We start from the raw sequence: 26,338 nt of genomic DNA, 5'->3' as shown, positions 1-26,338 counted from the left end.
TTCCAGGTCGCCGCGCGGGAGCGCGGACCGATTCAGTCCCGCTTCCGCTCGTCTCGCTCGATGACGCCGTCCTTCAGGAACAGCACCCGCTGCGCATATGCCGCGATGTCCGACTCATGCGTCACCAGCATCAGCGTCTGGCCCTGAGCGTGAAGCTCGCCGAAGAGGGCCATGATCTCCTCGCCCGTGCGGCTGTCGAGCGCGCCCGTCGGCTCGTCCGCCAGCAGCAGCGCCGGCTGCGTCACCAGCGCGCGGGCAATGGCCACGCGCTGGCGCTGGCCGCCGGACAGCTCGTTGGGCCGGTGGTCCTTGCGCTCGCCCAGGCCCACCTTCTCCAGCATCGCCGCCGCGCGCTCGCGCCGCTCCTTCTTCGGCACGCGCGCGTAGATGAGCGGCAGCGCCACGTTGTCCAGCGCGGAGGCTCGGGGCAGCAGGTTGAAGCTCTGGAAGACGAAGCCCAGCTCCCGGTTGCGGATGCGCGCGAGCGCGGCCTCGGACATGCCCGCCACCGGCTGCCCGTTGAGCCAGTACTGCCCGGCGGTGGGCACGTCCAGGCAGCCGATGAGGTTCATGAAGGTGGACTTGCCGGAGCCGGACGGGCCCATGACGGCCACGTACTCGTTGCGGCGGATGATGACATCCACGCCCCGCAGCGCGCGCACCACCTCCGAGCCCATCTTGTAGTCCTTGCGCAGTCCCTCGACGCGGATGACCACGTCCGAGATGTCCCGGCCCACCGCCTGTGCCGGGGCCGTTCCCGCCGGGGGGTTCGTGGAAGTGCTCACAGCGGCCTCCCGGCCAGCGCCTCCAGCTCGGCGCGGGCAAGCTGGTAGTCGAAGCGGGCGGCGACGAGGTCGATCTCCGCCTGGACGAGGCTCTCCTGCGACGTCAGCAGCTCCAGGATGGTGGTGGCCCCCAGGCGGTAGCGCTCCTGCTGCACCTTCACGTCCTCCTTCGCCACCTCCACGGACTCCTGGGCGAAGGTGATGCGCTCCGACGCGAGGCGGAGCTGGCTCAGCGACTGCCCGACGCTGGAGCGCACCGCGCGCCGCGTGTCCGCCAGCCCCACCTGTGACACCGAGGCCTGCGTCTTCGCGCGCACCACGCGCTCCTCGCGCAGGAAGCCGTCGAAGATGGGGTAGGAGAGGCCCAGCCGCACGGACCAGCTCGTCTGCCCGCCCGTCAGGGCCAGGTCCTGGTTGAACCAGTCGTAGCCTCCGGACAGCCGCACCGTGGGCAGGTACTCCGACTTCGCCGCGCCCACGCCCGCCTCGGAGGCCCGCAGGTCCGCCTCCGCCGCGAGCACCGACGGGGCCGATGCCGTGATTTCGTCCACCAGCGCGTCCTCCGTGAGCGCCAGCGCCTTCGGCTCCAGGTCCTCCAGCGGCTTCGCGTCCACCGGGCCGTCCACGCCGATGAGACGCCCCAGCGCGAGCGCCGCCGACGTGCGCTGCGTCTGCGCAGAGAGGAGGGACTCGCGCGCCGTCGTCAGCTCGAGCCGAGAGCGCAGCACGTCCGAGCGTGTCGCCGAGCCCACCGACAGCCGCCGCTCCGCGGCCTCCGCGTTCTGCTTCGCCCGCTCGATGCGGGAGCGGGCCACCTCTTCCAGTCCCTCCGCGCGCAGCACCTCGTAGAAGGAGCGCCGCACGTCGAGCACCGCGGTGGAGCGCTGCGCGATGAGCTGGGCCTCGGCGGCATTCGACTGCGCGCGTGTCTGCCGGCGGGTGGCGCTCCGCTGGCCTCCCGTGAAGACATCCCACGAGGCCGCCAGGCCCGCGCTGTACGTGTCATTGGAGCCCGACAGCACCGCGCCCGTGGTGGGGTCGAGCCGCTGGGTGCTCGCCAGCGAGCCATTGGCGTTCGCCGACAGGCTCGGCAGATAGGCGCCGAAGGCGCTGCGCTCCGCCGCGGCGGAGGTGGTGACCGTGCCCGCCGCCTGCGCCACCTGGGGATTCACCTTCATCGCCCGCGCGATGGCCTCTTCCAGGGTGACGCTCAGCACCGGCTGCTCCGCCCGCGCCCGGAGCTCCACCGGAGGTTGGGCCTCCGCCGCCTGCGCCAGGGCCACCTCCGGCGCCGCCGCCAGCCCGAGGAAGCCCAGGGCCAGCATCCGATGAGACCGATTCTTGAACCACGCTCTCGGGAGCTTGCTCATACCGCACGGAGCGTTTGCACGCGCCCTGCCAGCAGCCAACCCAGCGAAATCACGCGGCATGCTGCCTCCGCCGCTGCGAGGCCCGCACCCTGACTGCGGATTCCGCACGTTGGCCCGGCGGACCACCGCGTCGCGCGTCGCGCGCCGTCCCTGGAGCCCCCTCGCGTGCGCGGCGCCGCACTGGGCCGGCGCGTGGGCCTCGTGATTGCACTGGCAGGGGACAACGGACGGAGGCGGAGGGCCGGTGCGCCCGCCCGTCCTCCCTGCTTGCGGCCCCCGGGTCGCGCTCCTTCCCCAGGAGAGCCGCACATGACGTTGGAGACGACGGAGCGAGGTGGAGCCCACGGGCCGTGGTTCACGGTGGGAAGGGAGTGCGGATTCCGCACTCCGCATGCAGAGTTCGCAGTGTGCGAGACAGTCCCCAGGAGCTGGAGTCACCCCGAGGAGGGGCACCGATGAGCGGCGCGGGCCGGTGGCGTCCGCGCGGTCCCTGGATGCCGTGGGCGGCGGCGGTGCTGATGTGCGCGGTGCTGCTGTCCGCCGCGCTCTTCAGCCGCCGCACGGCGCAGGAGGCCTACTCCCTGGTGGCTCGTGGCATGGCGACCGTCCTGACGAGCGCCGGGATAGAGGCCTTCCGGAATGATAGAGGTCCACCGACGCAGGCGGAGCTCGACGCCTTCCTGGCGGCCCATCAGGCGGGTGGGCTCCGCTTCGTGGCAATCCTCGAAGACTCGCGGGTGCTGGTCTCCGCCGGTCAGGGCTCGGTGGGAGACATCACCCCGGAGCCGGGCCCCCAGCTCCGGCTGGACGGAGGCCGCGCCCGCCTCATGCATCGGCTGCGGAGGCCACGCCCCGAGCCGCAGCCCCCCGCGCCCGGTGAGGTGCGCGCGGTGGTGCCTCCGCCCCCCGCGGAGGCAGAGCGCGCGCAGGACCCGCGCCGCGTGCTGCGCATCGCGTACGAGTTCGAGCCGCTCACCGCGCTGGAGCTCGAGTCCCGCTCGCGGCGGCTGCTGGGCGTGGCCGTGGTGTCGTGCGTGGGCATCCTCGCGCTGGCCTTCGCCTTCACCCGCTCGCAGGCGCAGCGCGAGGCCATGTCGGAGGAGTTGGAGCGGGGGCGCCGGCTGGCGGCCCTGGGCACCATGTCCGCGGTGCTGGCCCACGAGCTGCGCAACCCGCTGGCCTCGCTCAAGGGACACGCGCAGCTCCTGGCCGAGCGCGTGGAGCGGGACGAGGCCCTCCACCCCAAGGCGGACCGCATCGTGGGCGAGGCCGTCCGCCTGGAGCAGCTCCTCAATGACTTGCTGGCCTTCGTGCGCAGCGGCGAGCTGCACCGCGCGGACGCGGACCCGAACGACGTGCTCCGCGCCGCGGTGGAGGCCACGGGCGAGGCGAGCGTGGACGCCCACTACCTTCCGGCGAGGACGCAGTGGGCGCTGGACGCGGGGCGCATGCAGCAGGCGCTGGAGAACGTGCTGCGCAACGCCGTGCAGGCCAGCCCCGCGGGACAGCGGGTGGAGGCGCGCGTGGAGCAGGAGGGGAGGTCGCTCGTCTTCACCGTGAGGGACTACGGGCCGGGCATCCCCGCGGGCGAGGAGGAGCGCATCTTCGAGCCCTTCGTCACCGGAAGGGTGCGCGGCGTCGGCCTGGGGCTGGCCATCACCCGCCGCATCGTCGAGCTGCACGGCGGCACGGTGCGCGCCCGCGGCCATGACGGCGGGGGCGCGGAGTTCCGCCTCACCATTCCATCGAAGGGGAGCTGAGAGCCATGGCGCGAATCCTGGTGGTGGATGACGAAGAGGGCGTGCGCTCCTTCCTGGCCGAGGCGCTGGAGTGCGAGGGCCACTCCGTGACGACGGCCGCCGACGGAGACGAGGCGGCGCGGCTCCTGGCGAAGCAGGGCGTGGACCTGCTCCTGACCGACTTGAAGATGCCCGGGCTGGACGGGCTGTCGCTGTTGCGCAAGGTGCGCGAGGAGCAGCCGGACGTGGAGGTCATCGTCCTCACCGCCGTGGGCTCGGTGGAGAGCGCGGTGGCGGCGATGAAGGCGGGCGCCTTCGAGTACCTCACGAAGCCGGTGAGCAGCCCGGCCGAGCTGCGGCTCACGGTGGCGCGGGCGCTGGAGCACCGCGCGCTGCTCAACTGGAAGGCGGAGACCCGCCAGGTCGCGGGCGAGGTGGTGCTGAGCTGGGGCGCGCCGGCCATGAGCCCGGTGGTGGAGGCCCTGCGCAAGGTGGCTCCCACGCAGGCCACGGTGCTGCTGATGGGCGAGAGCGGCACCGGCAAGGAGGTGGCCGCGAGGGCCCTGCACCAGTGGAGCGAGCGCGCCGACGGGCCCTTCGTGGCCGTCAACTGCGCGGCGCTCACGGAGACGCTGCTGGAGAGCGAGCTGTTCGGCCACGAGAAGGGCGCCTTCACGGGCGCGGTGGCCCAGCGGCGCGGGCGCATCGAGCTGGCCCAGGGCGGCACCTTCTTCCTGGACGAGGTGGGCGAGCTGAAGGCGGAGCTGCAGGCCAAGCTGCTGCGGGTGCTCCAGGAGCGGCGCTTCGAGCGGGTGGGCGGCACGCGGACGCTGGAGGCGGACGTGCGCTGGGTGGCCGCCACCAACCGCGACCTCAAGGCGATGATGGCGCGGGGCGAGTTCCGCGAGGACCTCTACCACCGGCTCGCGGTGTTCCCCATCCGCCTGCCCCCGCTGCGGGAGCGGCGCGAGGACCTGCGCCCGCTGGCGGAGCTGTTGCTGCGGCGCATTGGCGAGGAGCTGGGGCGCCCGGGGCTGCGGCTGTCGCCCGAGGCCTCCGAGCGCCTGGTGGCCTTCCCATGGCCGGGCAACGTGCGCGAGCTGCGCAACGCGCTGGAGCGCGCGGCCATCCTCGCGGACGGCCCGGTGGTGGAGCCACGCCACCTGTGGCTGGACCCCACGGGCGCGGCGGCTCCGGTGGCGGCTCCGGCCCCGGCCGCGGAAGGGGGGAGGGTGCCGGACACGACGCTGGAGGCGCTGGAGCGCATGGCCATCGAGCAGGCCATCGCGGCCGAGGGCGGCAACCGCAAGCGCGCCGCCCAGCGGCTGGGCATCGGCCTGCGGACGCTCTACGACAAGCTGCGGCGCTACGGCATGCAGTGAGCGCGGCGGCCCCACGAAACACGACGGGCGGCCTCCCGTGGGGGAAGCCGCCCGCCGCGCTGAAACCACCGCTGGCCGCGACTACGGCCGCGTGTAGTTGATGGTCAGGTTGTACGTCGCCGTACCCGAGCTGCCGCCACGGACCATGACGTACGCGGACGACTGGCCGGCCGGCACCGTCAGCGTGCACGTCTCCGAGGCCCCCGACGTGTTCGGCCGGCAGTCATAGGCCTTGGTGGTGGGAGCGGAGCCGAAGCGCACGTACAGGTTGGGGTTGCCCGAGCCCGTCATCACCACGCTGAAGCTGGTGCCGGCCACCACGTTGTACGGGCCGAAGTTGTCGTTCTCGTTCCGCGCCACGGTGCCGGTGGCCGTCTCCGTCACCGGCGTGCCGGGGCCGCCACCGCCCGAGTACGTGCCCTTGAGCGACAGGCCCGAGTACGCGCTGAAGCCGTTCAGCATCACGTACCAGGTGCCCGCCTGCGGGTTGGTGAAGGAGCACGTCTCGGTGTTGCCGCTGGTGTACGGGCGGCAGTCGTAGGTGCTGCTGTTCGGCACGCTGCCGAAGCGCACGTACATGTCCGCGTCACCCGTGCCGCCGGTGGTCTCGAACTTCAGGCTGGGCTGCCCGGCGGGCACCTCGAGCGTGTAGTACTTCTTGTTGCCCGAGCTGCCGGAGATGCCGGTAATCGCCACGCCGTTGGTCAGCGGCGTCGTCACCGGCGGCGGCGGGGGCACGCCCACCGCGAGCCACGCGTCGGACACCGCCTGCACCGTGGCCGCGTCGTAGCCGAGCGCCTGCGCGGCCTGGACGGTGTACGTCTTCGCCTGCTCGAAGGTGGTGCTCGGCGTGAAGAGGTCCGTGTTGGCCTTGTAGAAGATGCGGCCGGCCTTCTCCGGGCCGATGGCCGTCACGTTGATGGTCGTCTTGCCGCGCGGGTGCGTGCCGCCCTTGGACAGCAGCGAGAACACCAGGTTGCTGATGCCGGAGCTGTAGTGCACGTCCACGCCCGACGAGTAGTCGCCGTAGAAGTCCAGCGAGACGTCGTCCGCGGCGGGGTCGTCCATGTAGCGCAGCGCATCGCCCGCGACGTTCGGCGTCCAGATGTCCTCGCCCACCTTGAAGACGTCCGCGTCCGTGGCCCAGCCGCGCGTCCAGCTCTCGCACACGCCGGAGAAGATGTCGGACATGGACTCGTTGAGGCCGCCGGACTCACCCGAGTAGATGAGGTCCGACTCGGTGTCCGTCACCGCGTGGGTCAGCTCGTGGACGGTGACGTCCAGGTCCTTGCCCAGCTCGATGGAGTCCACGCCGTTGCCGTCGCCGTACACCATCTGCGTGCCGTCCCAGTAGGCGTTCACGTAGTTGCTGCCGTAGTGGACGGTGCTGATGAGCGTCGCGCCCGCGTTGTCGTACGAGTCGCGGCCGAACAGCGTGTTGTAGCAGTTGTAGGTGACGCCGAGCTGGTCGTAGTTCATGTCCACGTGCGCGTCGCCCGTGGGAGCCTGGCCCTCACTGCGGACCAGCGTGCCCGGCGTGGTGCTGCCGTTGTTGGCGGTGTACACGCGGCGGTTGAGGGCCGAGTGGAGCTGCGGGTGGACGGCCAGCACGGCGCCGCGCTCCGCGTCCACGTAGACGAGGTCGTCGGCGGGCATGCCCTCGCGCTCGCCGAGGATGCGCACCTGCCAGGACAGGCGCGGCTCATCGGAGCCCTCGGGGAAGAGGTAGACCAGGGTGGCGGGGCCGCTGGCGGTGGCGCGCAGCGCGCTGGAGCCCAGCTCGGCCGCCTTCAGCGCGGCCTCGGAGGCCACCTTCGGCTCGGTGGACGCCGGCCGGGCGCCGCGGGCGGTGCCGTTGGCCGCGTAGATGAAGCCCTGGGCGTCCGCGTGGATGACGAGCTCGGAGCCCACCACGGGGAGGCCGTTCAGGAGCTGACGGAAGCGCAGGTGCTGGTGGCCCTGGGGGTCCACGGAGGAGCGCCGGAAGACCAGTTCGTCATTGCGCAGGCGGAAGGCCGCGGCGATGTCACCCAGCGCCTCGCGGGCCTCGCCCCCAGCCTCGCGCGCCTTCTGCGCGGAGCCGGTGGCCGTGGACAGCCGGCCCAGGTCGCCCTTGATGAAGTAGGGCACCTCTCCCTGGCGGCCGAGCACCTCGGCCGAGGGCAGGCGGGCCAACGCGGCCTGGATGTCCGCATCCTTCGCCTGGCTCGCCGGCTCCGACTCCGGCTGCACCGAGCCACAGGCCACGAGCCCGGCGCCAACCCACGCCGCGCAGAACGTCCTCAACAATCGATTGCTCACGCGCACGACCTTTCCGAAGAAGAGGGACTTCAAGGATACATGAGCAATTCGGTTTTGGAGCGGAAGTTGCGTATTTGTGGCTTTTTCCGACAGACGAGCCGGAGGAGCTGACGGTGTCAGCGTGCAACCAGGACGCCAGGGGCGCTACGTATCCGGTCCATGAAGCCTGTCCGTCTCGGTGCGCTGCTGTGTGTGCTCATGTCCGCCTGCCAGGACATGGAGGCTCCCTGTGAGCAGGGCTGCACCGTGCCCGCGTCGGGGCTGTCCCATGTCTTCGGTCAGGGCACGCTGACGCACGATGTGAATCCGCGCACCGGGTGGGGCGGGCTGAAGGTGCGACTGTCCGGCGGCACGGCCCATGTCCTGGAGACGACGCGTGACGAGCAGCTCGGCTCGAAGCGGAGGCTCGTCGCCAGGTCACTGGCCTCCCAGGTGCTGTGGACGCTGGAGGAGGCACCCGGGGAGCACTTCAGCGACTTCACGGTGCACCCCTCGGGGGAGCTGACGCTGGGGGTGGAGCGCACCGGCGCGGAGCGCGGGGGCTATGACCTCGTCCGGCTGTCACCGGGGGGCGACGTGCTGGCACGCCAGCCAGTGCCCCAGCCCGAGACGCTGCCCGCGGGAGACCTGGGCACCGGCCTGCCTCCCCGGCCGTTCCGCATGAAGTCCCGCCCCGCGCATGCGCTCACCGATGGCTGGCTCCGCACCGAAGCCCGGGGCGAGGACGTCGTCGTGGCCTTCCTCTCCTTCGTGGACGAGCCGCAGGAGCGGCCGGACATTCCTCCCAAGGACCTGGTGTCCGGGGTGATGGCGCTGCGCTGGTTGGAGTCGCGCTACGCGGAGCAGTGGACGCGTCTCGTGGACGGGCGGCACCGGGTGGAGCCGGTGGCCTGGGCCTATGACGAGTTCCGCTGGCGGGAGGCGCCCCAACGGCCGCTGCTGGCGGTGAGCGGCGACGGCGCGGTGGTGGTGGGCCGCACGTGGAACACGCTCCGGTGCCTCGCCTCGAGCGACATCTTCCAGGCGCCGCCGAGGATGGACTGCCTCATCGGAGAGGACGTCACCTCGCCCATGGACACCGAGCACCAGCCGTTCGCGTTCACCTCCTTCACGGCCACGGGCGAGCGCGAGGGGACGCACTCCTTCCAGCCCGAGGGCGTGGCCGAGTTCGTCGTGTTCGACCTGGCCGCGAGGGGCGGGGAGCTCGCCATCGCCGGCACCGCCGTGCGCCTCGATGCCAGCGGCGGCATCGACTACTACCCGCCGTTCCCCGGCTCGGATGTGAGGATGGCGCCGTATGACGGCTACGTGGCGGTGCTCTCGCGCGGCACCGGGGCCCTGCGCTACGAGCGCTACGTGGGCGGGGAGCGCGCGGACCACTTCTCGGCGCTGCGCTGGACGGATGACGGGCTGCTCGCGGCGGGCGCGACGGGCTGGGACCGCTGGAGCGGCGGCATGAGCATCAGCCGGGGCGCGGGCCCGCTGCTGGCCCTCGTCACGGCGGAAGGCTCCACGGCGCGGATGCGGACCGTGCCGATGGACGGAAGCCAGCGGCACTTCCACCTGCTGGGCGTGGATGCCCGGGACGGCGCGGTGGTGGCGGTGGGGCTGGCGGAGGCCCCCATGACACACGCGGGTGATGGGGGCCAGTGGGCCAACATGACCTTCGGAGGCCTCACCGTGGAGTTGCGCTAGGGGGTGTCCCTGAGCCAGGACACGAACCGCCGCAGCCCCGCTTCCACCCGCGAATCGGGCGCGCCCACCGTCCCGGAGCGGAAGAGCGAGAGCCCCTCCAGCAGTGAAACGAGGAGCTCCGCTCGCACGCGGGCCTCGGCGCGGGACAGCCCGGGAGCCGCCCTGGCCAGCAGCGCCGCCGCCGCGTCGGTGTAGTGCGCGTAGAAGACCCGGAGCTCGGCGGCGATGGCGGGCTCCCGCGCCGCCAGTGCCCACAAGTCATAGAGGAGCCGGTAGCTGGCGGGGTGCTTCTGATCCTCCAGCAGGAACTCCAACGCCTTGTCGAGCGCCCCGGCCGAGTCCCCCGCCGCGCCCACCCGCTCCTCGAGCCGCGCCGTCGCCCGCTCCAGGACGCGCGCGAGCAGGGCCCGCACCAGCTCCTCGCGAGTGGCGAAGTAGTACTGCAGGTTGCCCAGCCGGATGCCGGCCCGCTGGGCCACCCCGCGCAGCGAGAGCGCCGCGTGGCCCTCGTCCACGAGCAGCCGCTCCGCCGCCTCGAGGATGGCCTCGCTGCGTTCCTGTCCCTTGCGGGAGGCACCCCGCGTGCTCATGCCGCCCGCCTCTCCGCGTCCGGGGCGCCGGGCGACAGCACGAGCTCCACGCCCAGGGAGCGCAGCGCCTCGAGCGCCCGCTCGGGGGAGGGCGTCTGCTCCGGGAAGGCGACACCCCGGGGAGGGGCGTCTCCATCCAGTCCGAGCGCGCGCTCCAGCGCCAGGGTGGCGCCGGCCGCCGTCAGGTGTGCCTGCCCGCGTGCATCCACCAGCGTGAGCGCGCGTGCCCCCGCGCCGGAGGTCACCTCGACGCGGACCTCGGCCCGTCCTCCCTTTCCGGAGCCGTGCATCAGGGCGCGGCGCAGGCGCCGGAAGCGCTCCCCCCGGAGCAGGTGGAAGAGACCCAGCCCCTGGGCGGCCTGGAGCGCGAGCGTGGCCGACGCGTCCGAGAAGCCCATGCGCGTGGAGACCGTCCTCGCGCCGAGGACCAGGGGAAGCGTGAGCTGCTCGGGCGTGTCGAGCCGGAGCACCCGGTGCTGCCGGCCCCCGAGCTCGACCTTGCGCGCCTCGGTCAGCGGCTCCACCACCCGGCGCCGTCCCTCCTCCATCACCTCGAAGGGGACGTGCATGCGGTCCATGAACTCGATGGAGTCCTCGCCCGCGCGGTCGGCCATGTCGTAGAGGATGGAGACCTCCACGGTGGAGGCGCCCCCCAGCTCCCGGGAGAGCGCCGCGCCCACCAGCGGGACGGCGCCTGCCATCCATCCGGAGGCGAGGACGACAGGGGCCCGGGGCGGCTCCACCGCCAGCAATGCGAGCGCCTGCTGGACCCGCGCCGTCCAGCGGGTGATGTCCACCACGGGAATGCCCGCCTGGACGCAGGCGCGCAGCAGCCGGTCCGCGGGGTCGTTCACCAGCGTGACCACGGCCCGCGCGGAGAAGTCGAGCGGGGAGGGGCCCGCGAGGTCCATCACCTGGAGTGACGCCCCCACCTCCGCCGCGAGGGCCTCGCCCCGTGACGGAGTCCGCCCGGCCAGCACCAGCGGCAGCGCGGGATGACGGGCCCGGAGCATCCGGGCGACCTCGGAACCGACGACTCCATAGCCCCCCGCGAGCACCACCGCGCCCTCGGGGTCGTACCGCGGGGTGTCCCGCACCTGACCTTCATGAGTATGCATGGGGCAAAATATAGGTCGTTTGACCTAAATTTCAACCCGACTTCTCGCTGCCCCCTGGAAGCGGGCCGCCCGGGAGTCCGAGCGGCGCCCCTTCGTCACGGGCTCGTGAGGACCTCTCGCAGGAAGCGCCGCGCCTCCAGGAGCACGGCATCATCGACCCCGTGGCCGAGCGCCGGCAGCACCCGTACGTGGACGCGGGCGCCCCGGGCTTCGAGCCCGCGCGCGGCTTCGTCAACGAGGCTGACGGGCATGATGGTGTCGCGCGCACCATGGACCAGCAGCACCGGCGTGGTGGTCATCTCCGGGGCCGGCGGTGCGTCCTCGGCGAGGCGTCCGGACAGCGACACGACGGCCATGGGCGACGGCTTGCGGTGAAGCGTGAGCCAGTTGGCCAGGATGGCGCCCTGCGAGAAGCCGACGAGGACCAGCCGCTCGCGTCCCAGGCCTCGGGCCGCGAGGGCGCCATCAATCCACGCCGAGACCTCGGCACCGGCCTGCCGCACGCGCGCGGGGCGGTTCTGCTCGGTGATGCCCTGGAGGCTGAACCACTGCCGTCCCGTGGGCCCGCCATCGAACGGGTGCAGGCCATCCAGGACGGCCCATTCCGCATGTGGCAACGCGGGGGCAAGCGCGCGCGCGACGGGAAGGAACGAGTCCGCACTCGCTCCCACGCCGTGCAGCAGCACCACCAGGTATTCGGCCCGGCCCGAGGCTGGCTCCAGGGTGAGCACGCGTGGAGACACAAGGGGCTTCGGGGGTTCGGACATCGCTGCTGGCTCCTTGGTGGAAGGTTCCGTGCGGCTACAGCCCGCCGCGAACGCGACGAGCACCGCGAGCATCCAGGCCACCCGGCGGCGCGCCCCCATCAGCGTTGCGTCGAGGCTTTGGTCTCGCCACCGACCCCCCAGTTCTCCGCCGGCAGTTCCCTCAAGAGGACACGGATGCTGGCACGCGGCACGCCGAGTACCCGCTCCGCGGCGTCCGTCAGCTCGCGAATGAGCTCCGCCTTCCGCTCCGGGGGCCGTCCCTCGATGAGTGTGACGTCGATGATGGGCATGGCCGTGCTCCTGTGGAGTTCGGGTTCCAGGCTCTATATTGAGCGTTGCCGTGGTGGCACCAGCGGTCCAACGCGCAAAAGAGCATTCCCCTGGTGGAACAATGGACCTGAACCTCCTCGGCCTCTTCGTGGCCGTCGCGGAGTCCGGCAGCTTCTCGGAGGCGGCGCGCAAGCTCGGGCTGCCCAAGTCGTCGGTGAGCAGGGGAGTCGCGAGTCTCGAGGCTTCATTGGGGGCACAGTTGCTCCACCGCACGACGCGCCACGTGTCGCTGAGCACCGCCGGTGCGGCGCTGTACGAGCGGGCGGCGCCACTGCTCGCCTCGCTGCGGGAAGCAGTGGGCACGCTGCCCGAGCGGGAGGAGGCGCCGTCGGGGGAGCTGCGCCTCACCGCGCCGCATGACATGGGGGCCACCTTCCTGCCCGAGGTCATCGCGCGCTTCACCCTGCGCTATCCCTCCGTGCGGGTCGACTGCCGTCTCACGAACCGGAACGTGGACCTGGTGGCGGAGGGGTTCGACCTCGCGCTCCGCGCCTCGGGAGCGAAGCTCGTGGATTCGTCACTGAGGGTCCGCCGGCTCGCCCCCATCGAGGTGCAGCTCTTCGCATCACCGACGTACCTCGCACGCCGCGGGACGCCCCGCGCGCCCGAGGACCTGGCCCACCATGACATCGTCGCGTTCCGGGGGCTCAAGTACCTGGGCGAGCTGGGCCTCTCGGAGAAGAACGCGCGCGTGCTCGCCGACGACATGTTCTTCCTGCGCGAGGCGGTGAAGGCGGGCTCGGGAATCGCCATCCTCCCCACGTTCCTCGCCCAGGCGGAAGTGACGTCCGGGCAGCTCGTCCGCGTGCTGCCGCGCTTCACGCACGCGTCGACCTCCCTGGTGATGCTGTACCCGAGGACCCAGCACGTGCCGAGGAAGGTGTCGGCCTTCCGCGACTTCCTGCTGGAGTTCCTCAAGGGACGGCCGCTCTCGGTGGCTCCCCCCGGCGGCTGAGCCGGGAGGGGCTGGCCTCAGCCGAGGAGCACGGAGCGCATCGACAGCGAGCCGAGGTCGAAGCCGCTCACCGGGAAGCGCACGGCATCCCGGTCGCTGGCGGCGCCGGCGACGTACAGCAGCGGGAGGTAGTGGTCGATGCTCGGGTGGGACAGCCGGCCCGCGTCGGTCTCGATGACGCGCGCCAGGAACGCGCCGTCGTGCTGCTCCAGCGCCCTGGCCACCTCCTGGTCGAAGCGCTCGGCCCATTCCGGGGTGGCGGAGTTCCCGGACCGCATGCTCGTGAAGGCGTGCCGCAGGTTGTGCGTCACGTTGCCGCTGCCCATGACCAGGACGCCCTCGTCCCGGAGCCCGGCGAGCGCCCGGCCCAGCGCGAGGTGCTCGGAGGGCGCGAGCCGCTCGTCGATGCTGAGCTGCACGACGGGCACGTCCGCCTTGGGACGCAGGTGGTGGAGCACCGTCCAGGTGCCATGGTCGAGCCCCCAGTCGTGCTGGATGGACGCGCGAGAGGCCCCGAGGAGCTTCACCACGCGCTGCGCGAGCTCGATGCTGCCGGGGGCCGGGTACTGCATCTCGTAGAGCTCGCGAGGGAACCCGCCGAAATCGTGGATGGTCGGCGGGTGCTCGTTCCCGGTGAGGAAGGTGCCGGGAAGGAACCAGTGGGCGGAAATCGAGAGGATGGCCCTGGGCTTGGGGAGCAGCCCGGCGAGCGAGCGGAAGCCGTGGGTCCAGGTGTTGTTCTCGATGGCGTTCATCGGAGAGCCGTGCCCGATGAAGAGCGCCGGCATGCGTGGCTCGGTGGCCTGGGGCATGGTGGAGGTTCCCTCCTCGTGAGGGCGGTTGGCACGGGCCGAATCGCGGCAGCCCGGGAATGGCAGCGTCGTGGCGACGCCGAGTGCGGCGGCCTTGAGGACGCTGCGACGATCTGGTCGGAACGAGGCCATGGGGAGATCATGCGCGGCGGGCCGCCGTTCCACCATGCCTCGCCGCGCAAATCACTGTTCCCCGGGTGGAACGGACGGCTCGAGCCGTCAGAGGCGATACCAGGTCTCGTTCAAGGCCCCGGTCACCCAGATGTTGCCGTTGGACAGCAGGGACAGCGAGATGCTGCCAAAGGCGAAGGTGTTGCAGGCGTGGCTGTTCGTGAGGCACAGGTCCGACATTCCCCATCCGCCCCCGAGCTGGAAGTTGCCGGTGCCCAGGTGGAAGTAGGGCTGGCCGTTGCTCAGCGTCCCCTTGCCCACCCACGCATAGGGCAGGTTGGCTCCGACCTTCAGGTCCAGCAGGCAGCGGATATGTTGGGTCTCCGGCTGACCCACCATGTGCATCTGGTCGAGGTAGGCGCTGCCGCACTTCTTGAGCTCGAAGGGCAGCTGCGTGTACTGGGTGGTGCCGAAGGAGGCCAGGTACCACCGCTCATTGACGCCGCCGCCATAGACATCAATTGTCTGGGGAGCCTGGGTGACGGGGCGGGAGGCGGTCATCACCAGGTTCTGGTTGAAGAACCCCGCTCCGTTCTCGCCGTTGCCATGGATGTCCGCCATGGAGCCCCGGAAATTGACCCCGCCGTTGAAGTTGTCACCCGCGGCATAGCCGACGTGGCGGTACGTGAAGCTGCCGGCAGACCAGCGTCCCTCGCCGTACCAGGAGAATGAGTGGTCGTTCACCACCTTCACGCAGCGGATGCCGGCCACCTGATTGATGGACGTGTCCACGACGTAGTAGGTGAGGGTGTGGGGCCCGCAGGTGAAGTCCGGGGCCAGGTCCGCCTCGGTGGTGCCCAGCTCCTCGACCGTGGGCTGCTGGAACTGCGCGTCCTCTTCCAGCCCGCCGCAGCCGGCTCCGACGACGGTGCACAGCGCCGTCACGAGGACGGCCCGCGTGAATGCATTCCCGCTCATATCTCGTTCCTTTCAAGGTGATGGCTTGACATGCCGGCCGCGGCGAGCGCCGCTCCGCCGGACACGCGCCCCTTGAGCAAGGCGTGGGCCAGTGTTCGACACGGCCCGGAGCCATGGCGTCCCCCGTGACTTCGCGGCTTTTCGCTCGAAGAGGTTCACGGCTCCCTTCGAGGAGGCACAACGGGGGTGGCACGGAAGCTGTGCCACCTGTGCCATGGCCCGGTCCTCTCGGTTCAGCGCTCAGCCGGTTTGGGCAAGGGAGGGGAGGGGAACGCATTCGCGCGGGAGGCATATCGCGGGCGGGCGAACTCGTTGCCCACCGAGCGGCATTCCCGTGGCCGGCAATGAAAAGGCGAAGCCCGCGCGCTCGCCACCGTTCGTCCGGCACGGGATGCGATGGGCGCATCCCCAACCCGGAGGCCCCTCATGTGGAGAAGCCGATTCGCGTCACCTCGCGTCTGGTTGAGCGCCGCGTCCCTGGTCCTGGCGCTGAGCACGGGCTGTAGCGAGCCGTCGACCCCTTCGACTCCCGGTGTTTCGGAAGCTCCCGAAGCCGGGTTGCCGGTGGAACTGGATGGGGCCTTCGTGGCCGTGCCTCGCGTGGTGAGCGCGGAGCAGAAGCAGCAGGCGGAGCAGAAGCTGGACGGCGTGGTGGAGGATTCCGGCACCAGCTTCTACCTGGCCATCCGGCGGAGCGAGCTGGGCCAGAAGTGGTTCATGTCCGCGTATCTCAAGCAGAACCACCCGGGCGGCGTGCTCTACAACGCCGCGAAATCCATGGGCACCCGGGTGGTGAGCTTCAAGGAGCAGAACGGCAAGCTCTTCGTCCTGGACGTGGACGAGCGCAAGGCGATGAGCGACGTCTTCGACCCGGACGTGGTGGTGGAGGCGTACCCCATCGTCACCGGCCACGGCCCGTTCAACCGCTCGCGAGGCTCGGACCAGTACGTGCTCTTCGACCCGACGGCGGGGCTCAACCGCTTCGGGGTGATGGGAGACACGTTCAGCCGGCGCGGCGTCCGGTTCCAGGTGGAGCTGATCTTCGCCCAGCGCTTCCGCCGCCTGGCGGACGGCATCACCTTCGAGCAGGTCTTCACCGGCTACCTGGACGTGCCTGACGCCGACGCCGCCGAACTCCTGGAGGCCAACCCGTTCCGGAACTCGGGGACCCTGGCCCTGGCCCTGCGCAGGTACGCGGAGAGCCCGGGCTACACGCCCACGCCGCTGCCGCCCCGGGAGCACTACTTCCGGGGCCCGGCGCGCTACATCCAGAACACGCTGCTGACCGAGCAGGTGGCCGCCAAGTGGAACATCCACCCGGGCATGAAGCCCATCCGGTGGCACATCACCCCCAGCCTCATCACGGTGCAGAACGACCCGCGCTACCAGGGCTATGACCTGGTGGGAGCGGTGAAGCGCGGCATCGAGGGCTGGAACGCGGCGTTCGGCTTCAAGGCGCTGGAGGCCGTCGTGGACGACGACTTGTCGAGCTTCGCGGATGACGAGAAGAACACCCTCATCTTCGACACGGACGAGGCCGTTCCCTTCGCCTTCGCCAACTGGCGCACCAACCCCAACACGGGGGAGATTCGCGGCGCCAGCGTGTACCTGCCCGCGCTGTGGGTGTGGTGGGGCGACCTGGTGTTCGGTGACGACGCGACGGCTGGCGTCGCCACGCTGAAGACAGACCGGCCGCTGCTCCTGTCGTGGAACGGCATGGGGGGCGACTCGCTGTGCGAGCTGGAGCCGCGGGGGCCCCAGGAGGCGGAGCTCGAGCCGTGGACGCCGGCCTCGCGGAGTGCCATGGCGGAGGCAACCGCGCCGCTCACCAAGAAGCAGAAGGTGGAGGCGTACCTCACGAACGTGGTGTTGCACGAGATTGGCCACACCCTGGGACTGCGCCACAACTTCATGGCCTCGCGGGTGTACGACGGTGGCCCCGCGAGCCCTCGCGCCACCTCGGTGATGGACTATCTGGTGGACGAGGATGCCGTCTATCTGGACACGCCCGGGCCGTATGACGTGGAGGCGGTGCGCTACCTCTACGGGCTGTCCACGCAGCTCCCCACCCTCGCGTTCTGCACGGACGAGGACACGGCGGTCGACCCCTACTGCAATCCCAGTGACCGCTTCGATGACCCACTCACGAAGTACTACATCCCCCGGTTCCACGAGCGGGTCGACGTCTGGCTGCGCGGCACGAGGCCCATCTCCCAGCTCCTCCGCAGCTTCGACTTCTACGTCAAGTTCCCCTTGCAGTTCGTGCGGGCGGGCAATGCCCAGACGCGGGCCTCCGCGTATCTCCTGACCCTGGCTCACGTGCGGCCGCCGTTGCAGGTCCCCGCCGGAGCGCCGGCGACGTACGCCGCCCAGGCGGATGAGATTGCGTGGCGCACCCTCGCGCGCCTGTACCTGGACCCGGCGGCGAGCCGCGGCATCTTCACCGCCAATCCGCCCAACTCACCGGAGTTGCTGCCGCTGGTGATTGCCGACGTCCGGGCCATCCTGCTCAACACGGATGGCATCCGGAGCTACACCGCGCGCCGCACCATGGTGGACATCCTGAAGGCCCAGCAGACCCTGGCCTCCTACGCGACCCTGCGCGAGGCACAGGACACGCTCACCGCGCAGCTCCCGGCGCTGAGCGGTGATGAGCGGTTGCAGTCCGAGGACCTCATCGCTCGCATCTCCGCGGCTGTGTCGCCGTACTTCCGCTGAGGTGGGGGCTCGCGCCGGTGGAGCGTCCACTCCACCGGCCCGGGCCTTCCGACGGCGAGGCCCGGGGGCGGGGGCTTGCCGGTGGGCACCTCGAGGCGTCCCGGCTCGTGCTCACCTCGCGGCGGCGGCGCGCGCGCGCTTGAGGGCGCGGGCCGCTGCGTCGAGGAACTCGTTGCTCGCCTCGGAGATGTCCACCGCGCGGGCATCCACCCAGCCCTGCAAGGAGTTGTAGGCCATCACCGCGGGGATGGCGACGAGCAGACCGAAGGCCGTGGTCACGAGCGCCTCGGAGATACCCGTCGAGATGGTACCGATGCCGCCCGCGCCCGCCAGGCCCATCTCCTGGAACGCGGTGACGATGCCCATGGTGGTGCCGAGCAGGCCCACGAAGGGGGAGGTGGAGGCCACGGTGGCCAGGAGGCCCAGGCCCCGCTTGAGGCTCTGGACCTCGCGCTGCGCCTGACGCTCCAGGCTGCGCGCCACCGACTCCATGGCTTCCTCACGGCTGTCCGAGGCGGAGATGTTGTAGGCGGTCAGCCCCGCGCGGATGGTCCGGCCGAGGTAGCCCACGTCGGCTCCCGGCTGGGTCTGGACGGCGGCCTCGAAGTCACCACTGGCGAGCAGCGTGCCCATCTCCGCGGCGTACTTGCGCGAGTGACGGCGGGACGTGCGGAAGACGAGAACGCGCTCGGCGAGGATGACCAATGAGAGCACCGACATCATGGCCATCACGATGACGATGAGCCGCGCGAAGAGGCCCATGTGGCCCCACAGGTCCGTGAGAGTGAATTGCATGGCTTGAACGAGACGCGCCTCCTCGCGCGTTGGGCCATGGGGTGGCCCAATGGGGAAACGACGGGGGTCAGCAAAGGCAACGGTACGCAGCCGCCCCGGCGGGAGGGTGTCCTCTCGCCCATGAGATGGTCATCGTTCAGTCATGACGTCAGGGTTTCGTGGGGCGTGTCCGATGCCGGGAGCACACCTGCTCCCGTGGGGCCATTGGGGAAGTCCACGCCCGCATCCATCCTCGACGTGCCCGTTGGCAATACCCGGCGGCCGCGGCTGGCCAGGACAGGTGGCGGTCATCCGACTCAAGGACAGTCTCGATGTCGAAGTTCCGCAGTCGACATCCCCGGGGCCTCGCCATGTGTTTCGTCGTGGCGCTCCTCCTGCTGGCGTCCACCTGTGACGGCGGAGGGCGGCACGAGGGCCCCATTGACGGGAACCCGCCCGACGACCCGGAGCCCACCGAGCCCTTGCCCACCGAGGAGCGGCCAGGCGTGCTCAACGCCTCCTCCCTCAAGTTCAGCCTCTCCCCGGGGCGTGAGGAGGAACAGATGCTGGAGGGGAGCACCCTCCAGGGTAGCGCCGCCATCTTCTTCGTGGCACCCGGCGCCGGGAGCGGCATCACCGGGGTGGAGTTCTTCCTGGACGACCCCACCCGGAAGCGCTCGCCGATGACCCGGGACACCCGCGCTCCCTTCGACTTCGCGGGGGAGGAGCAGGACGGCCAGGCCATCCTCTATGACACACGGCAGCTCGCCGACGGGGACCACTCCGTCACGGTCGTCGTCCACTACACGAGGTTCCACGCGGAGGCGGCCACCGCGAGCTTCACGGTCGCCAATGCCTCGGTCCCCGAGCCGGCGCCCATTCCCGAGCCCATGCCCGTGCCCCCGGCGCCTCCCGGGCTGCGCACCGTGGGCGCCTGGGAGCGGCTGTTCCGGACCGCCTGGGAGCGCGAGCACGTGACGGACTTCCTGCCCCGGAGCAACTCGACGGACAGCTGGGACTTCTACGGACTCGCGTACGGCATCGATGCCAACACCGCGATGTACCGGGCCACCGGCAGGACCGTGTACCTCGACCGCGCGCTGCTCTACGTCAACAACCTGGTCGACACGGCCCGCGTCTCCTCGTCGCTCCCCCGGAGCCAGTTCAAGGACGGGTTCCTGGGCTGGGCCTCGGCGCAGTCGGACCCCGCGGGCCAGGAGGTGCCGCTGTTCGAGAGCTACTGCTGGCGCTACGTCACGCGCCTGCTGCGCGTCATCCGCGAGACACCCGCGCTCTACGCCAACCCCGCCTACCGCTCGCAGTACGAGCGGCTGCTGGCCTTCACCGAGAAGAACATCTTCGAGAAATGGTTCAGGCGCGGAGCCGAGGACTTCATCTACCGCAGCCGTACGCACATGGCCGCGCATTGGGCCTTCATCGCCATGGACCTGATGCTCATGACGGAGGACGCCTCCGCCCGGCGCAACTACCAGGCCGTCTTCGACGACATCAACCTGGGCCTGCCCAATGCCAACGCGTCCCTGCGCACGCAGCTCGAGCCGCATCCCCGGCACCCGGACGCGTGGTTCTGGAGTGACAGATGGGGCTCGCGCGAGCGGCCCGGACAGGATGTGGCGCACGCGAACGGCGTGCTCGCCTTCGTCATCGAGGCGCACGACGCCGGCCTCACGTGGACGGACGACGACCTCCGCCGCTTCGCCGTGACGCTCGACACCGTCATCTGGCCCAGGGAGGGGACGTACGCGGAATACGTCGACGGCTCCGGGAAGGGAGACGGCTGGTTCAACGATGGCCTGATGAAGCTCGGCCGCTACGACATCGCCTTGCAGCGCAGGCTGGAGCAGCACCGCGCGGGGCAGAACAGCCAGTTCTACGCCAACGGCGCACTCAACGTCCGCCTTCTGTCCGCGCCTCGCGGGCCTTGAGGCGACGCCGCCCGGACTGGAAGAGGGGAGCAGCACCGCGCCCTCCCGTTGCTGGAGGAAGGGCGCGGCGAGTCTCTGGCGGGATTCGGTCTACGCCCGCAGCGACACCACCGTGACGCCGTCGCCGCCCTCGTGGCTCTCACCAGGGCGGAACATGCGGATGTACGGTGAGGCAGCGAGGTAGTCACGGATGGCCTGCTTCAGGGCCCCCGTGCCGTGGCCATGGACGATGAGCGCGGCCTCCTCGCCGCTGCGCATCCCGCCGTCCAGGAAGGCTTCGACCTCCTTCAGCGCGTCGTCCGCGCGCATGCCGCGCACGTCGCAGCGGAAGTTCGTCGCCTCCACCTCCGCGGGCGCCACCGAGGCCGCGCGCTTCAGCGCCGCCTCCTGCTTCTGACGCTCGGGGAACTTCGCCTGCTGCGGCTTGCGCGTGCGCGAGCCCGACAGCTCCGAGGTGGGCACCCGCATCTTCAGCGCGCCACCCGCGGACACCACCGCCTGGCTGTCCACCAGCTCGAGAATCTCCACGTCCCGGCCGAGCCCCGAGTGGTGCACCCATGCGCCCACCTTGAGGTTCGCCGGCCCCGGAGCCTCCACCTGGAACAGCTCCGCCTTCGCGGCCTGCGCCCGCTTCTGCGCCTCCTCCGCCCGCTGCTGGAGCTGCAGCCGCGCCTCCGATAGCGCCTTCTCGTTCTGCTCGGCCCGCAGCTTCGCCAGCAGCTCGCGCACCTCGGCCGCGGCGTGCTCGCTGGCCGCGTGCACGTCCTCGTTGAACTGCATCATCCTCGCGCGGCGCTCGCGCTCGAACTGCTGCTTCTGCTTCTCCAGGTCCGCCCGCAGCGCCTCCGCCTCCTTCGCGGCCACGCGCGCCCGCTCCAGCTCCTCGGAGAGCCTCCGCCGCTCCTCCTCGGCCGCCGCCAGCGCCCTGGTCAGGGGACCGCCCGCGTTCAGCGACAGCTCCCGCGCGCGCTCGCACACCCGCTGGGGCAGGCCCACGCGCGCCGCCATCTCGATCGCCGAGGACTGTCCCGCCGCGCCAATCTGCAGGCGGTACGTGGGCGCCATCCGCTTCGAGTCGAAGCCCACCCGCGCGTTGAGGAAGCGCGGGTCCATGTGCGCCAGGGCCTTCAGCTCCTCCAGGTGCGTGGTGACGAGCACCACCACACCCTTCGTCATCAGGTCCTCCAGCACCGCGATGGCGATGGCCGCGCCCTCGCGCGGGTCCGTGTCCGCGGCAATCTCGTCAATCAGCACCAGCGAGCCTTCGCCGGCCGCCGCGATGATGTCCCGCAGCATCACCACGTGCGCGCTGAACGTGGACAGGCCCTGGGCCAGGTCCTGCGCGTCGCCCACCGTGGAGTGCACCGAGCGGTACAGCGGCATCCGCGAGCCTTCCGCCACCGGGATGGGCAGGCCGGCGCGCAGCATCAGCGAGCACAGGCCCACGCCCGTCAGCGTCACCGTCTTGCCGCCCGCGTTGGGGCCGGACACCACCAGCGCCTGGGCCGCGCCGGTCAGCGTCACGTCGTTGGCCACCACCTCCGTGCCCCGGAGCACCAGGCGCGGGTGGCGCAGCATCCGCAGCTCCAGGTCCGTCACCCCCGCGAACTCGGGCGTGCTGGCGTCCAGGTCCGCGGCGAGAATGGCCACCGACTCCGCCTCGTCCAGCTCCGCCACCGCCGCCAGGCCCTCGAGGATGCGGTCCGACTCGCGGCCGAGCAGGTTGCTCAGCTCCTGGAGGACCTTCCGCTCCTCCTCCGTCACCACCGACTGGGCAATGGCCAGGTCGTTGCCCAGGCCCACCATGGCCTGCGGCTCCATGAAGAGCGTCTGGCCCGTCTGGCTGGCGTTGTGGACGATGCCGTCCACCTCCGAGCGGTAGTTGGACACCACCGGCACCACGTAACGCCCGTTGCGGATGGTGTAGTAGTTCTCCCGCAGCTTGGGCAGGAAGCTCTCGTCGTGGAGCAGCTCGTCCAGGCGGGACTTGATGCGGCGGTGCAGGCCGCGCGCCCTGTCTCGCGCCTCGCGCAGCTCGGGGCTGGCGCGGTCCGAAATCTCTCCGTCCGGCTCGAAGCACTGGTCGATGCGCCGGGCCAGGGACTCCAGCATGGGGAGCCGGCGGGCAATCTCCATCAGCCGCGGAACGCGCTCCTTGCGCTCGTCCAGCGCCTCACGGGTGCGGACGAAGGCGAACAGGAGCTGCGCCGAGTCGATGAGCTGGCGGGGCTCCAGCAGGCCCCCCTTGGCCGCGTGGCCGATGGGGATGCGCAGGTCCACCACGCCGCCGAGCGGCAGGGAGAACTGTTCCTGGGAGAGGGAGCGGGCCTCCGCGACGAGCGCGAGCGCCTCCGCGACCTGCTCCGGCGTGTCGAGGAAGGGGCGGGCGAGCACACGCTCCCTTCCGGGCTCCGTCCGGCAGCGCTGCGTCAGCGCGCGGAGAACCTCCGAGAAGCCCAGGTCTTCCAATGTCCTTTGGGATATCTGCACGGTCATGGGTTTCATGCGCGGCTGGTCGGCCGTCAAGGGGATCTGTTGAGGAGCCCGGCTCGGCTCTGTTATCAGCCACGCATGAAGTGGGTCTTCCTGGCGGCTTTGCTGGCGGGCGCGACCGACGCGGCGGAGCCGTCCACCCTGACGGCTCCCTCCGCGACGGTGGCCTCACCGGCCCCTTCCTCCCTCTCGGACGCCCTGGCCCTGGAGGCCGCGGGAGATGACGCGGGCGCGCTCTCCGCCCTGGAGGCGCTGGTCCGCGCCCGGCCCGGCTGGGAGTTGCCCCGGCTGGAGGCGGCCCGGCTCCTGCTGAAGACGGGTGGGGCGCTGGAGCAGGCCGAGGCCCACCTGAACGCCGTGGCCACCGTCGCCCCCACCAACCCCCGCGCCTGGTACCTGCGCGGGCTGCTCTGGGAGGAGCGGGGCGACCGGCTCCAGGCCATCCGGGCCTATGAGCAGGCCGTGCAGCACCGTTCCTCGTACGAGGACGCCCGCTTCCGGCTCGGTGGCCTGTGGGCCGCGCAGGGAGACTGGCTCAAGTCGGAGCTGCACTACCGGTACCTGGCCCGCGCGAAGCCGGAGTGGGTGCAGGTGCGCCTCCAGCTCGCCGAGGTGCTGGAGAAGCAGGAGCGGCTCCTGGATGCTGAGAAAGAACTCCTCGCGGCCAGGACCTGGCAGCCGGCCAGTCCCCTGGTGCTGCGGCGTCTGGCCGACTTCTACGAGCGGACGGAGCGCCCCCACCTGGCGCAGAAGGTCCGCAAGTCGATGGAGCCGCAACAGAAGCGCTCCATGCGCGTGCTGAAGCCTTCGCGCCGCTGACAGCGGGCGGGCATCCCCAGCCGTTACGATTGCGCCCCGGGCGGTGGCACGTACACTGCGCCCGCTTTGAAGACCGCCAACCTCGCCATCGTCTTCACCGACATCAAGGGCTTCACCGAGCGGACCAGCCGGCAGACGCTGGAGGAGAACCAGCGCCTGCTCCAGGTCCACCATGCCCTGCTGGCGCCCCTCTTCAAGGCGTTCGGCGGCCGCATCATCAAGTCCATCGGCGACGCCTTCCTCGTCACCTTCGAGTCGCCCACCCAGGCGGTGCTCAGCGGCATCGCCATCCAGGACCGGCTGTGGCACCACAACCGCTCCGTGCCCGAGCCCGAGCAGCTCCACGTGCGCGTGGCCATCAACGTGGGCGAGGTGCGGCTGGAGTCCAACGACATCTTCGGTGAGCCGGTCAACATCGCCGCCCGCGTGGAGGGCATCGCCGAGGCCGGCGAGGTGTACTTCACCGAGGCCGTCTATCTGGCCATGAACAAGGCGGAGGTCCCCTCGAAGGAGGTGGGCGCCTTCGAGCTGAAGGGCATCCCCGGGAAGATTCGCGTCTTCCACGTGCCCCGCGCGCCCTACCGCGTGGAGGCCCCGACGGCCGCCACCATCGCCGAGGCACCGGGCTCCGAGTCCATGCCGCCGTTCGGGAACCTGGCGCTGTCACGCGTGCCCGAGTCCTCGCTGGGACCGGCGATGGACCTGTCCATGCTGGGCCAGCGCGCGGCGGCGGGAGTGGCGGTGCTGGGCCAGCGCGCGGCCTCGGGCGCCTCGGTGCTGGGCCAGCGCGCGGCGGCGGGCGCGTCCGTGCTGGGGCAGCAGGCGACGGCGCTGGGACAGCAGGCCCGCTCCGTGGGTGGGTCGCTGTTCTCGCGGCTGCGAGGCGGACTGCCTCCCGAGCTGGGGGCGCGGGTGCCCGGGCGGAAGGCGCTGGTGGGGCTCGGGCTGGCAGCGGTGGTGGCCGGCGTGGCCGTGGTCGCCTTCGGTGGCGGCGCGACGATGCGGGCCATCGACGCGGTGGAGGATGCTCCCGAGGCGGAGCGCGGCCCCCTGGTTCGCGAGGCGAAGCGGCTCATCCAGGAGGAGAAGGACGCGGGCCGCCGCCACTACCTCGAGGGCCTGCTGGAAGAGGCGCAGGGAGACACCGGGGACGCCATCGACGCGTACAAGAGCGCGGTGAGGGCGGGCAGCGACGACGCGGAGGACCGCCTCATCGACCTGCTGGAGCACCCGAAATGCAGCGTGCGCAGCTCGGCGGCGTACGCGGTGGCGGCGCTCAGGCTGAAGGGCGCCGTGGGCGCGCTGGAGGACCTGGAGGACGACGGCGGGCCGGACGACGGCGGCGGCGGTGGCTTCCTCGGGCTGGGCCGGTGCGATTCGAAGAAGGCCGCGCAGCACGCGCTCAAGACTTTCAACGACTGACGGCCCGGCCCGCGGGCCGTCGGTGAGGAAGGAAACGCCGTGACGAAGGTGAAGACGGGACTGGACGTTTGGGTGGAGCAGGGCTTCTCCGCGTTGAAGGGGAAGCGCGTGGGCGCCATCGTCAACCCCACCAGCGTGGACTCACGCTTCCGCCACCTGGCGGACCTGCTGGCCGGCACGGCCGGGGTGAAGCTGGCGGCGCTCTTCGGCCCGGAGCACGGCGTGCGCGGCGAGGCGCAGTACATGGTGGCCGTGGGCGACGCCCGGGACCGCCGCACCGGCGTGCCCGTGCACAGCCTCTACGGCTCCACCTTCGAGTCGCTGTCGCCCCGCCAGGAGTGGCTGGAGGGACTGGACGCGCTCGTCTTCGACATCCAGGACGTGGGCAGCCGCTACTACACCTACGTCTACACCATGGCCCTGGCCATGAAGGCCGCGGCGAAGGCGCGCGTGCCCTTCTACGTGCTGGACCGGCCCAACCCCCTCAACGGCGTGGCGATGGAGGGCAACCTCGTGGGCGAGGGCTACCGCTCCTTCGTGGGGCTGTACGCGCTGCCCAACCGCCACGGCATGACGGCGGGGGAGCTGGCCCGGCTCTTCAACACGCAGGAGGGCTTCGGCTGCGAGCTGACGGTGGTGCCGTGCGAGGGCTGGCGCCGCGACCAGTTCTGGAACGACACCGGGCTGCCCTTCATCTCCCCGTCGCCCAACATGCCCACGCCGGACACCGCGCTGGTGTACCCGGGCATGTGCCTGGGGGAGGGCACCAACGTCTCCGAGGGCCGCGGCACCTGCCGCCCCTTCGAGCAGTTCGGCGCCCCCTGGGTGGATACGGACGCGCTGCTGGCGCGGCTGGCGAAGGAGGACCTGCCGGGTGTGGCCTTCCGCGCCGTGGGCTTCACCCCCACCTTCGACAAGTACAAGGGCGAGTCCTGCAGCGGCGCCTTCATCCACGTGACGAACCGGAACGCCTTCCTGCCCCTGCGCACCGGCATCGCCATCTTCCAGGCGCTGCACGACATCGGCCCCGGGCACTTCGACTGGCGGGCGGACGCGTACGAGTTCGTCGAGGACGTGCCGGCCTTCGACCTGCTGTGCGGCACCGACCAGGTGCGTCGTGGCATCGAGGCGGGGTGGCCCCTGGACCGGCTGATGGAGGGGTTCTCCGCCCAGGCGGAGACCTTCGCGAAGCAAAGGGTGCCCTACCTGCTGTACGCTTGAGCGTGGGGTGTT

Annotated in this window: 20 protein-coding genes; 9 read left to right on the top strand and 11 right to left on the bottom strand. The window is 71.1% G+C overall.

What is annotated here, in order from left to right; all coding sequences use genetic code 11:
• Positions 1-32: 32 nt before the first annotated feature.
• Both K8638_RS30920 and K8638_RS30915 read right to left on the bottom strand, forming a co-directional pair.
• The gene (locus K8638_RS30920) at positions 33-785 is read right to left on the bottom strand and encodes an ABC transporter ATP-binding protein (RefSeq protein WP_370644147.1); all 753 of its coding nucleotides are present in this window, start codon (positions 783-785) and stop codon (positions 33-35) included.
• On the bottom strand, positions 782-2,110 hold the full coding sequence (locus tag K8638_RS30915) for a TolC family protein (protein ID WP_223758267.1): 1,329 nt from the start codon (positions 2,108-2,110) through the stop codon (positions 782-784). Before K8638_RS30915 ends, K8638_RS30920 begins: the two co-directional genes overlap by 4 nt.
• Before the next feature lie 500 nt (positions 2,111-2,610).
• On the opposite strand from K8638_RS30915, the gene K8638_RS30910 reads away from it, so the two are divergent.
• Both K8638_RS30910 and K8638_RS30905 read left to right on the top strand, forming a co-directional pair.
• Entirely contained in the window at positions 2,611-3,915 is a 1,305-nt protein-coding gene (locus tag K8638_RS30910) for a sensor histidine kinase KdpD (protein WP_223758266.1), read from the top strand.
• A gap of 5 nt (positions 3,916-3,920) precedes the next feature.
• A complete protein-coding gene (locus K8638_RS30905) occupies positions 3,921-5,276 on the top strand; it encodes a sigma-54 dependent transcriptional regulator (RefSeq protein WP_223758265.1) in 1,356 nt (451 codons plus the stop codon).
• A gap of 81 nt (positions 5,277-5,357) precedes the next feature.
• On the opposite strand, the gene K8638_RS30900 is transcribed toward K8638_RS30905, so the two are convergent.
• The gene (locus K8638_RS30900) at positions 5,358-7,577 is read right to left on the bottom strand and encodes a M4 family metallopeptidase (RefSeq protein ID WP_223758264.1); all 2,220 of its coding nucleotides are present in this window, start codon (positions 7,575-7,577) and stop codon (positions 5,358-5,360) included.
• A gap of 159 nt (positions 7,578-7,736) precedes the next feature.
• Between K8638_RS30900 and K8638_RS30895 the strand changes: the two genes are divergently transcribed.
• The gene (locus K8638_RS30895; RefSeq protein ID WP_223758263.1) at positions 7,737-9,272 is read left to right on the top strand and encodes a hypothetical protein; all 1,536 of its coding nucleotides are present in this window, start codon (positions 7,737-7,739) and stop codon (positions 9,270-9,272) included.
• Here K8638_RS30895 and K8638_RS30890 read toward each other — a convergent pair.
• From K8638_RS30890 to K8638_RS30875, 4 genes are all read right to left on the bottom strand, one after another.
• Positions 9,269-9,862, bottom strand: a complete 594-nt coding sequence (locus K8638_RS30890; protein WP_223758262.1) for a TetR/AcrR family transcriptional regulator — start codon at positions 9,860-9,862, stop codon at positions 9,269-9,271. The genes K8638_RS30895 and K8638_RS30890 overlap by 4 nt on opposite strands.
• Positions 9,859-10,959, bottom strand: coding sequence for a saccharopine dehydrogenase (locus K8638_RS30885; protein ID WP_223758261.1), 1,101 nt, complete (start codon positions 10,957-10,959; stop codon positions 9,859-9,861). The genes K8638_RS30890 and K8638_RS30885 overlap by 4 nt, the downstream gene beginning before the upstream one ends.
• Positions 10,960-11,075: 116 nt before the next feature.
• Positions 11,076-11,747 (bottom strand): alpha/beta hydrolase, encoded by a 672-nt coding sequence (locus K8638_RS30880; protein WP_223758260.1) that lies wholly within the window; start codon positions 11,745-11,747, stop codon positions 11,076-11,078.
• A gap of 98 nt (positions 11,748-11,845) precedes the next feature.
• Complete coding sequence (locus K8638_RS30875) at positions 11,846-12,067, bottom strand: 2-hydroxymuconate tautomerase family protein (RefSeq protein WP_223758367.1); 222 nt, start codon at positions 12,065-12,067, stop codon at positions 11,846-11,848.
• A 71-nt stretch (positions 12,068-12,138) separates the two neighbouring features.
• Between K8638_RS30875 and K8638_RS30870 the strand changes: the two genes are divergently transcribed.
• A complete protein-coding gene (locus K8638_RS30870) occupies positions 12,139-13,032 on the top strand; it encodes a LysR family transcriptional regulator (RefSeq protein WP_223758259.1) in 894 nt (297 codons plus the stop codon).
• A gap of 17 nt (positions 13,033-13,049) precedes the next feature.
• Here K8638_RS30870 and ygiD read toward each other — a convergent pair whose 3' ends face one another.
• Together ygiD and K8638_RS30860 are read right to left on the bottom strand one after the other, a co-directional pair.
• Positions 13,050-13,844, bottom strand: coding sequence for a 4,5-DOPA dioxygenase extradiol (gene ygiD / locus K8638_RS30865; protein WP_223758258.1), 795 nt, complete (start codon positions 13,842-13,844; stop codon positions 13,050-13,052).
• Between the two features lie 219 nt (positions 13,845-14,063).
• Entirely contained in the window at positions 14,064-14,933 is an 870-nt protein-coding gene (locus K8638_RS30860) for a hypothetical protein (RefSeq protein ID WP_223758257.1), read from the bottom strand.
• 426 nt (positions 14,934-15,359) lie between these two features.
• On the opposite strand from K8638_RS30860, the gene K8638_RS30855 reads away from it, so the two are divergent.
• Entirely contained in the window at positions 15,360-17,651 is a 2,292-nt protein-coding gene (locus K8638_RS30855; RefSeq protein ID WP_223758256.1) for a zinc-dependent metalloprotease, read from the top strand.
• A 111-nt stretch (positions 17,652-17,762) separates the two neighbouring features.
• On the opposite strand, the gene K8638_RS30850 is transcribed toward K8638_RS30855, so the two are convergent.
• Positions 17,763-18,446: a MotA/TolQ/ExbB proton channel family protein gene (locus tag K8638_RS30850; protein ID WP_223758255.1), complete on the bottom strand. Its 684-nt coding sequence runs from the start codon at positions 18,444-18,446 to the stop codon at positions 17,763-17,765.
• 350 nt (positions 18,447-18,796) lie between these two features.
• Here K8638_RS30850 and K8638_RS30845 point away from each other — a divergent pair, with 350 nt between their 5' ends.
• A complete protein-coding gene (locus tag K8638_RS30845; protein ID WP_223758254.1) occupies positions 18,797-20,371 on the top strand; it encodes a hypothetical protein in 1,575 nt (524 codons plus the stop codon).
• Positions 20,372-20,461: 90 nt separating this feature from the next.
• Here the strand turns inward: K8638_RS30845 and K8638_RS30840 are convergent, their stop codons facing one another.
• Positions 20,462-22,867 (bottom strand): endonuclease MutS2, encoded by a 2,406-nt coding sequence (locus K8638_RS30840; protein WP_223758366.1) that lies wholly within the window; start codon positions 22,865-22,867, stop codon positions 20,462-20,464.
• Between the two features lie 75 nt (positions 22,868-22,942).
• Between K8638_RS30840 and K8638_RS30835 the strand changes: the two genes are divergently transcribed.
• From K8638_RS30835 to K8638_RS30825, 3 genes are all read left to right on the top strand, one after another.
• A complete protein-coding gene (locus K8638_RS30835) occupies positions 22,943-23,683 on the top strand; it encodes a lipopolysaccharide assembly protein LapB (protein WP_223758253.1) in 741 nt (246 codons plus the stop codon).
• Positions 23,684-23,749: 66 nt separating this feature from the next.
• Positions 23,750-25,105, top strand: coding sequence for an adenylate/guanylate cyclase domain-containing protein (locus K8638_RS30830; RefSeq protein ID WP_223758252.1), 1,356 nt, complete (start codon positions 23,750-23,752; stop codon positions 25,103-25,105).
• Between the two features lie 39 nt (positions 25,106-25,144).
• The gene (locus K8638_RS30825; protein WP_223758251.1) at positions 25,145-26,326 is read left to right on the top strand and encodes a DUF1343 domain-containing protein; all 1,182 of its coding nucleotides are present in this window, start codon (positions 25,145-25,147) and stop codon (positions 26,324-26,326) included.
• The last annotated feature ends 12 nt before the right edge of the window (positions 26,327-26,338 follow it).

The sequence above is a fragment of the Myxococcus sp. RHSTA-1-4 genome (genome assembly GCF_020037125.1).
Classification (GTDB): Bacteria; Myxococcota; Myxococcia; order Myxococcales; family Myxococcaceae; genus Myxococcus.
This window is presented reverse-complemented; position numbering and strand designations above follow the sequence as displayed.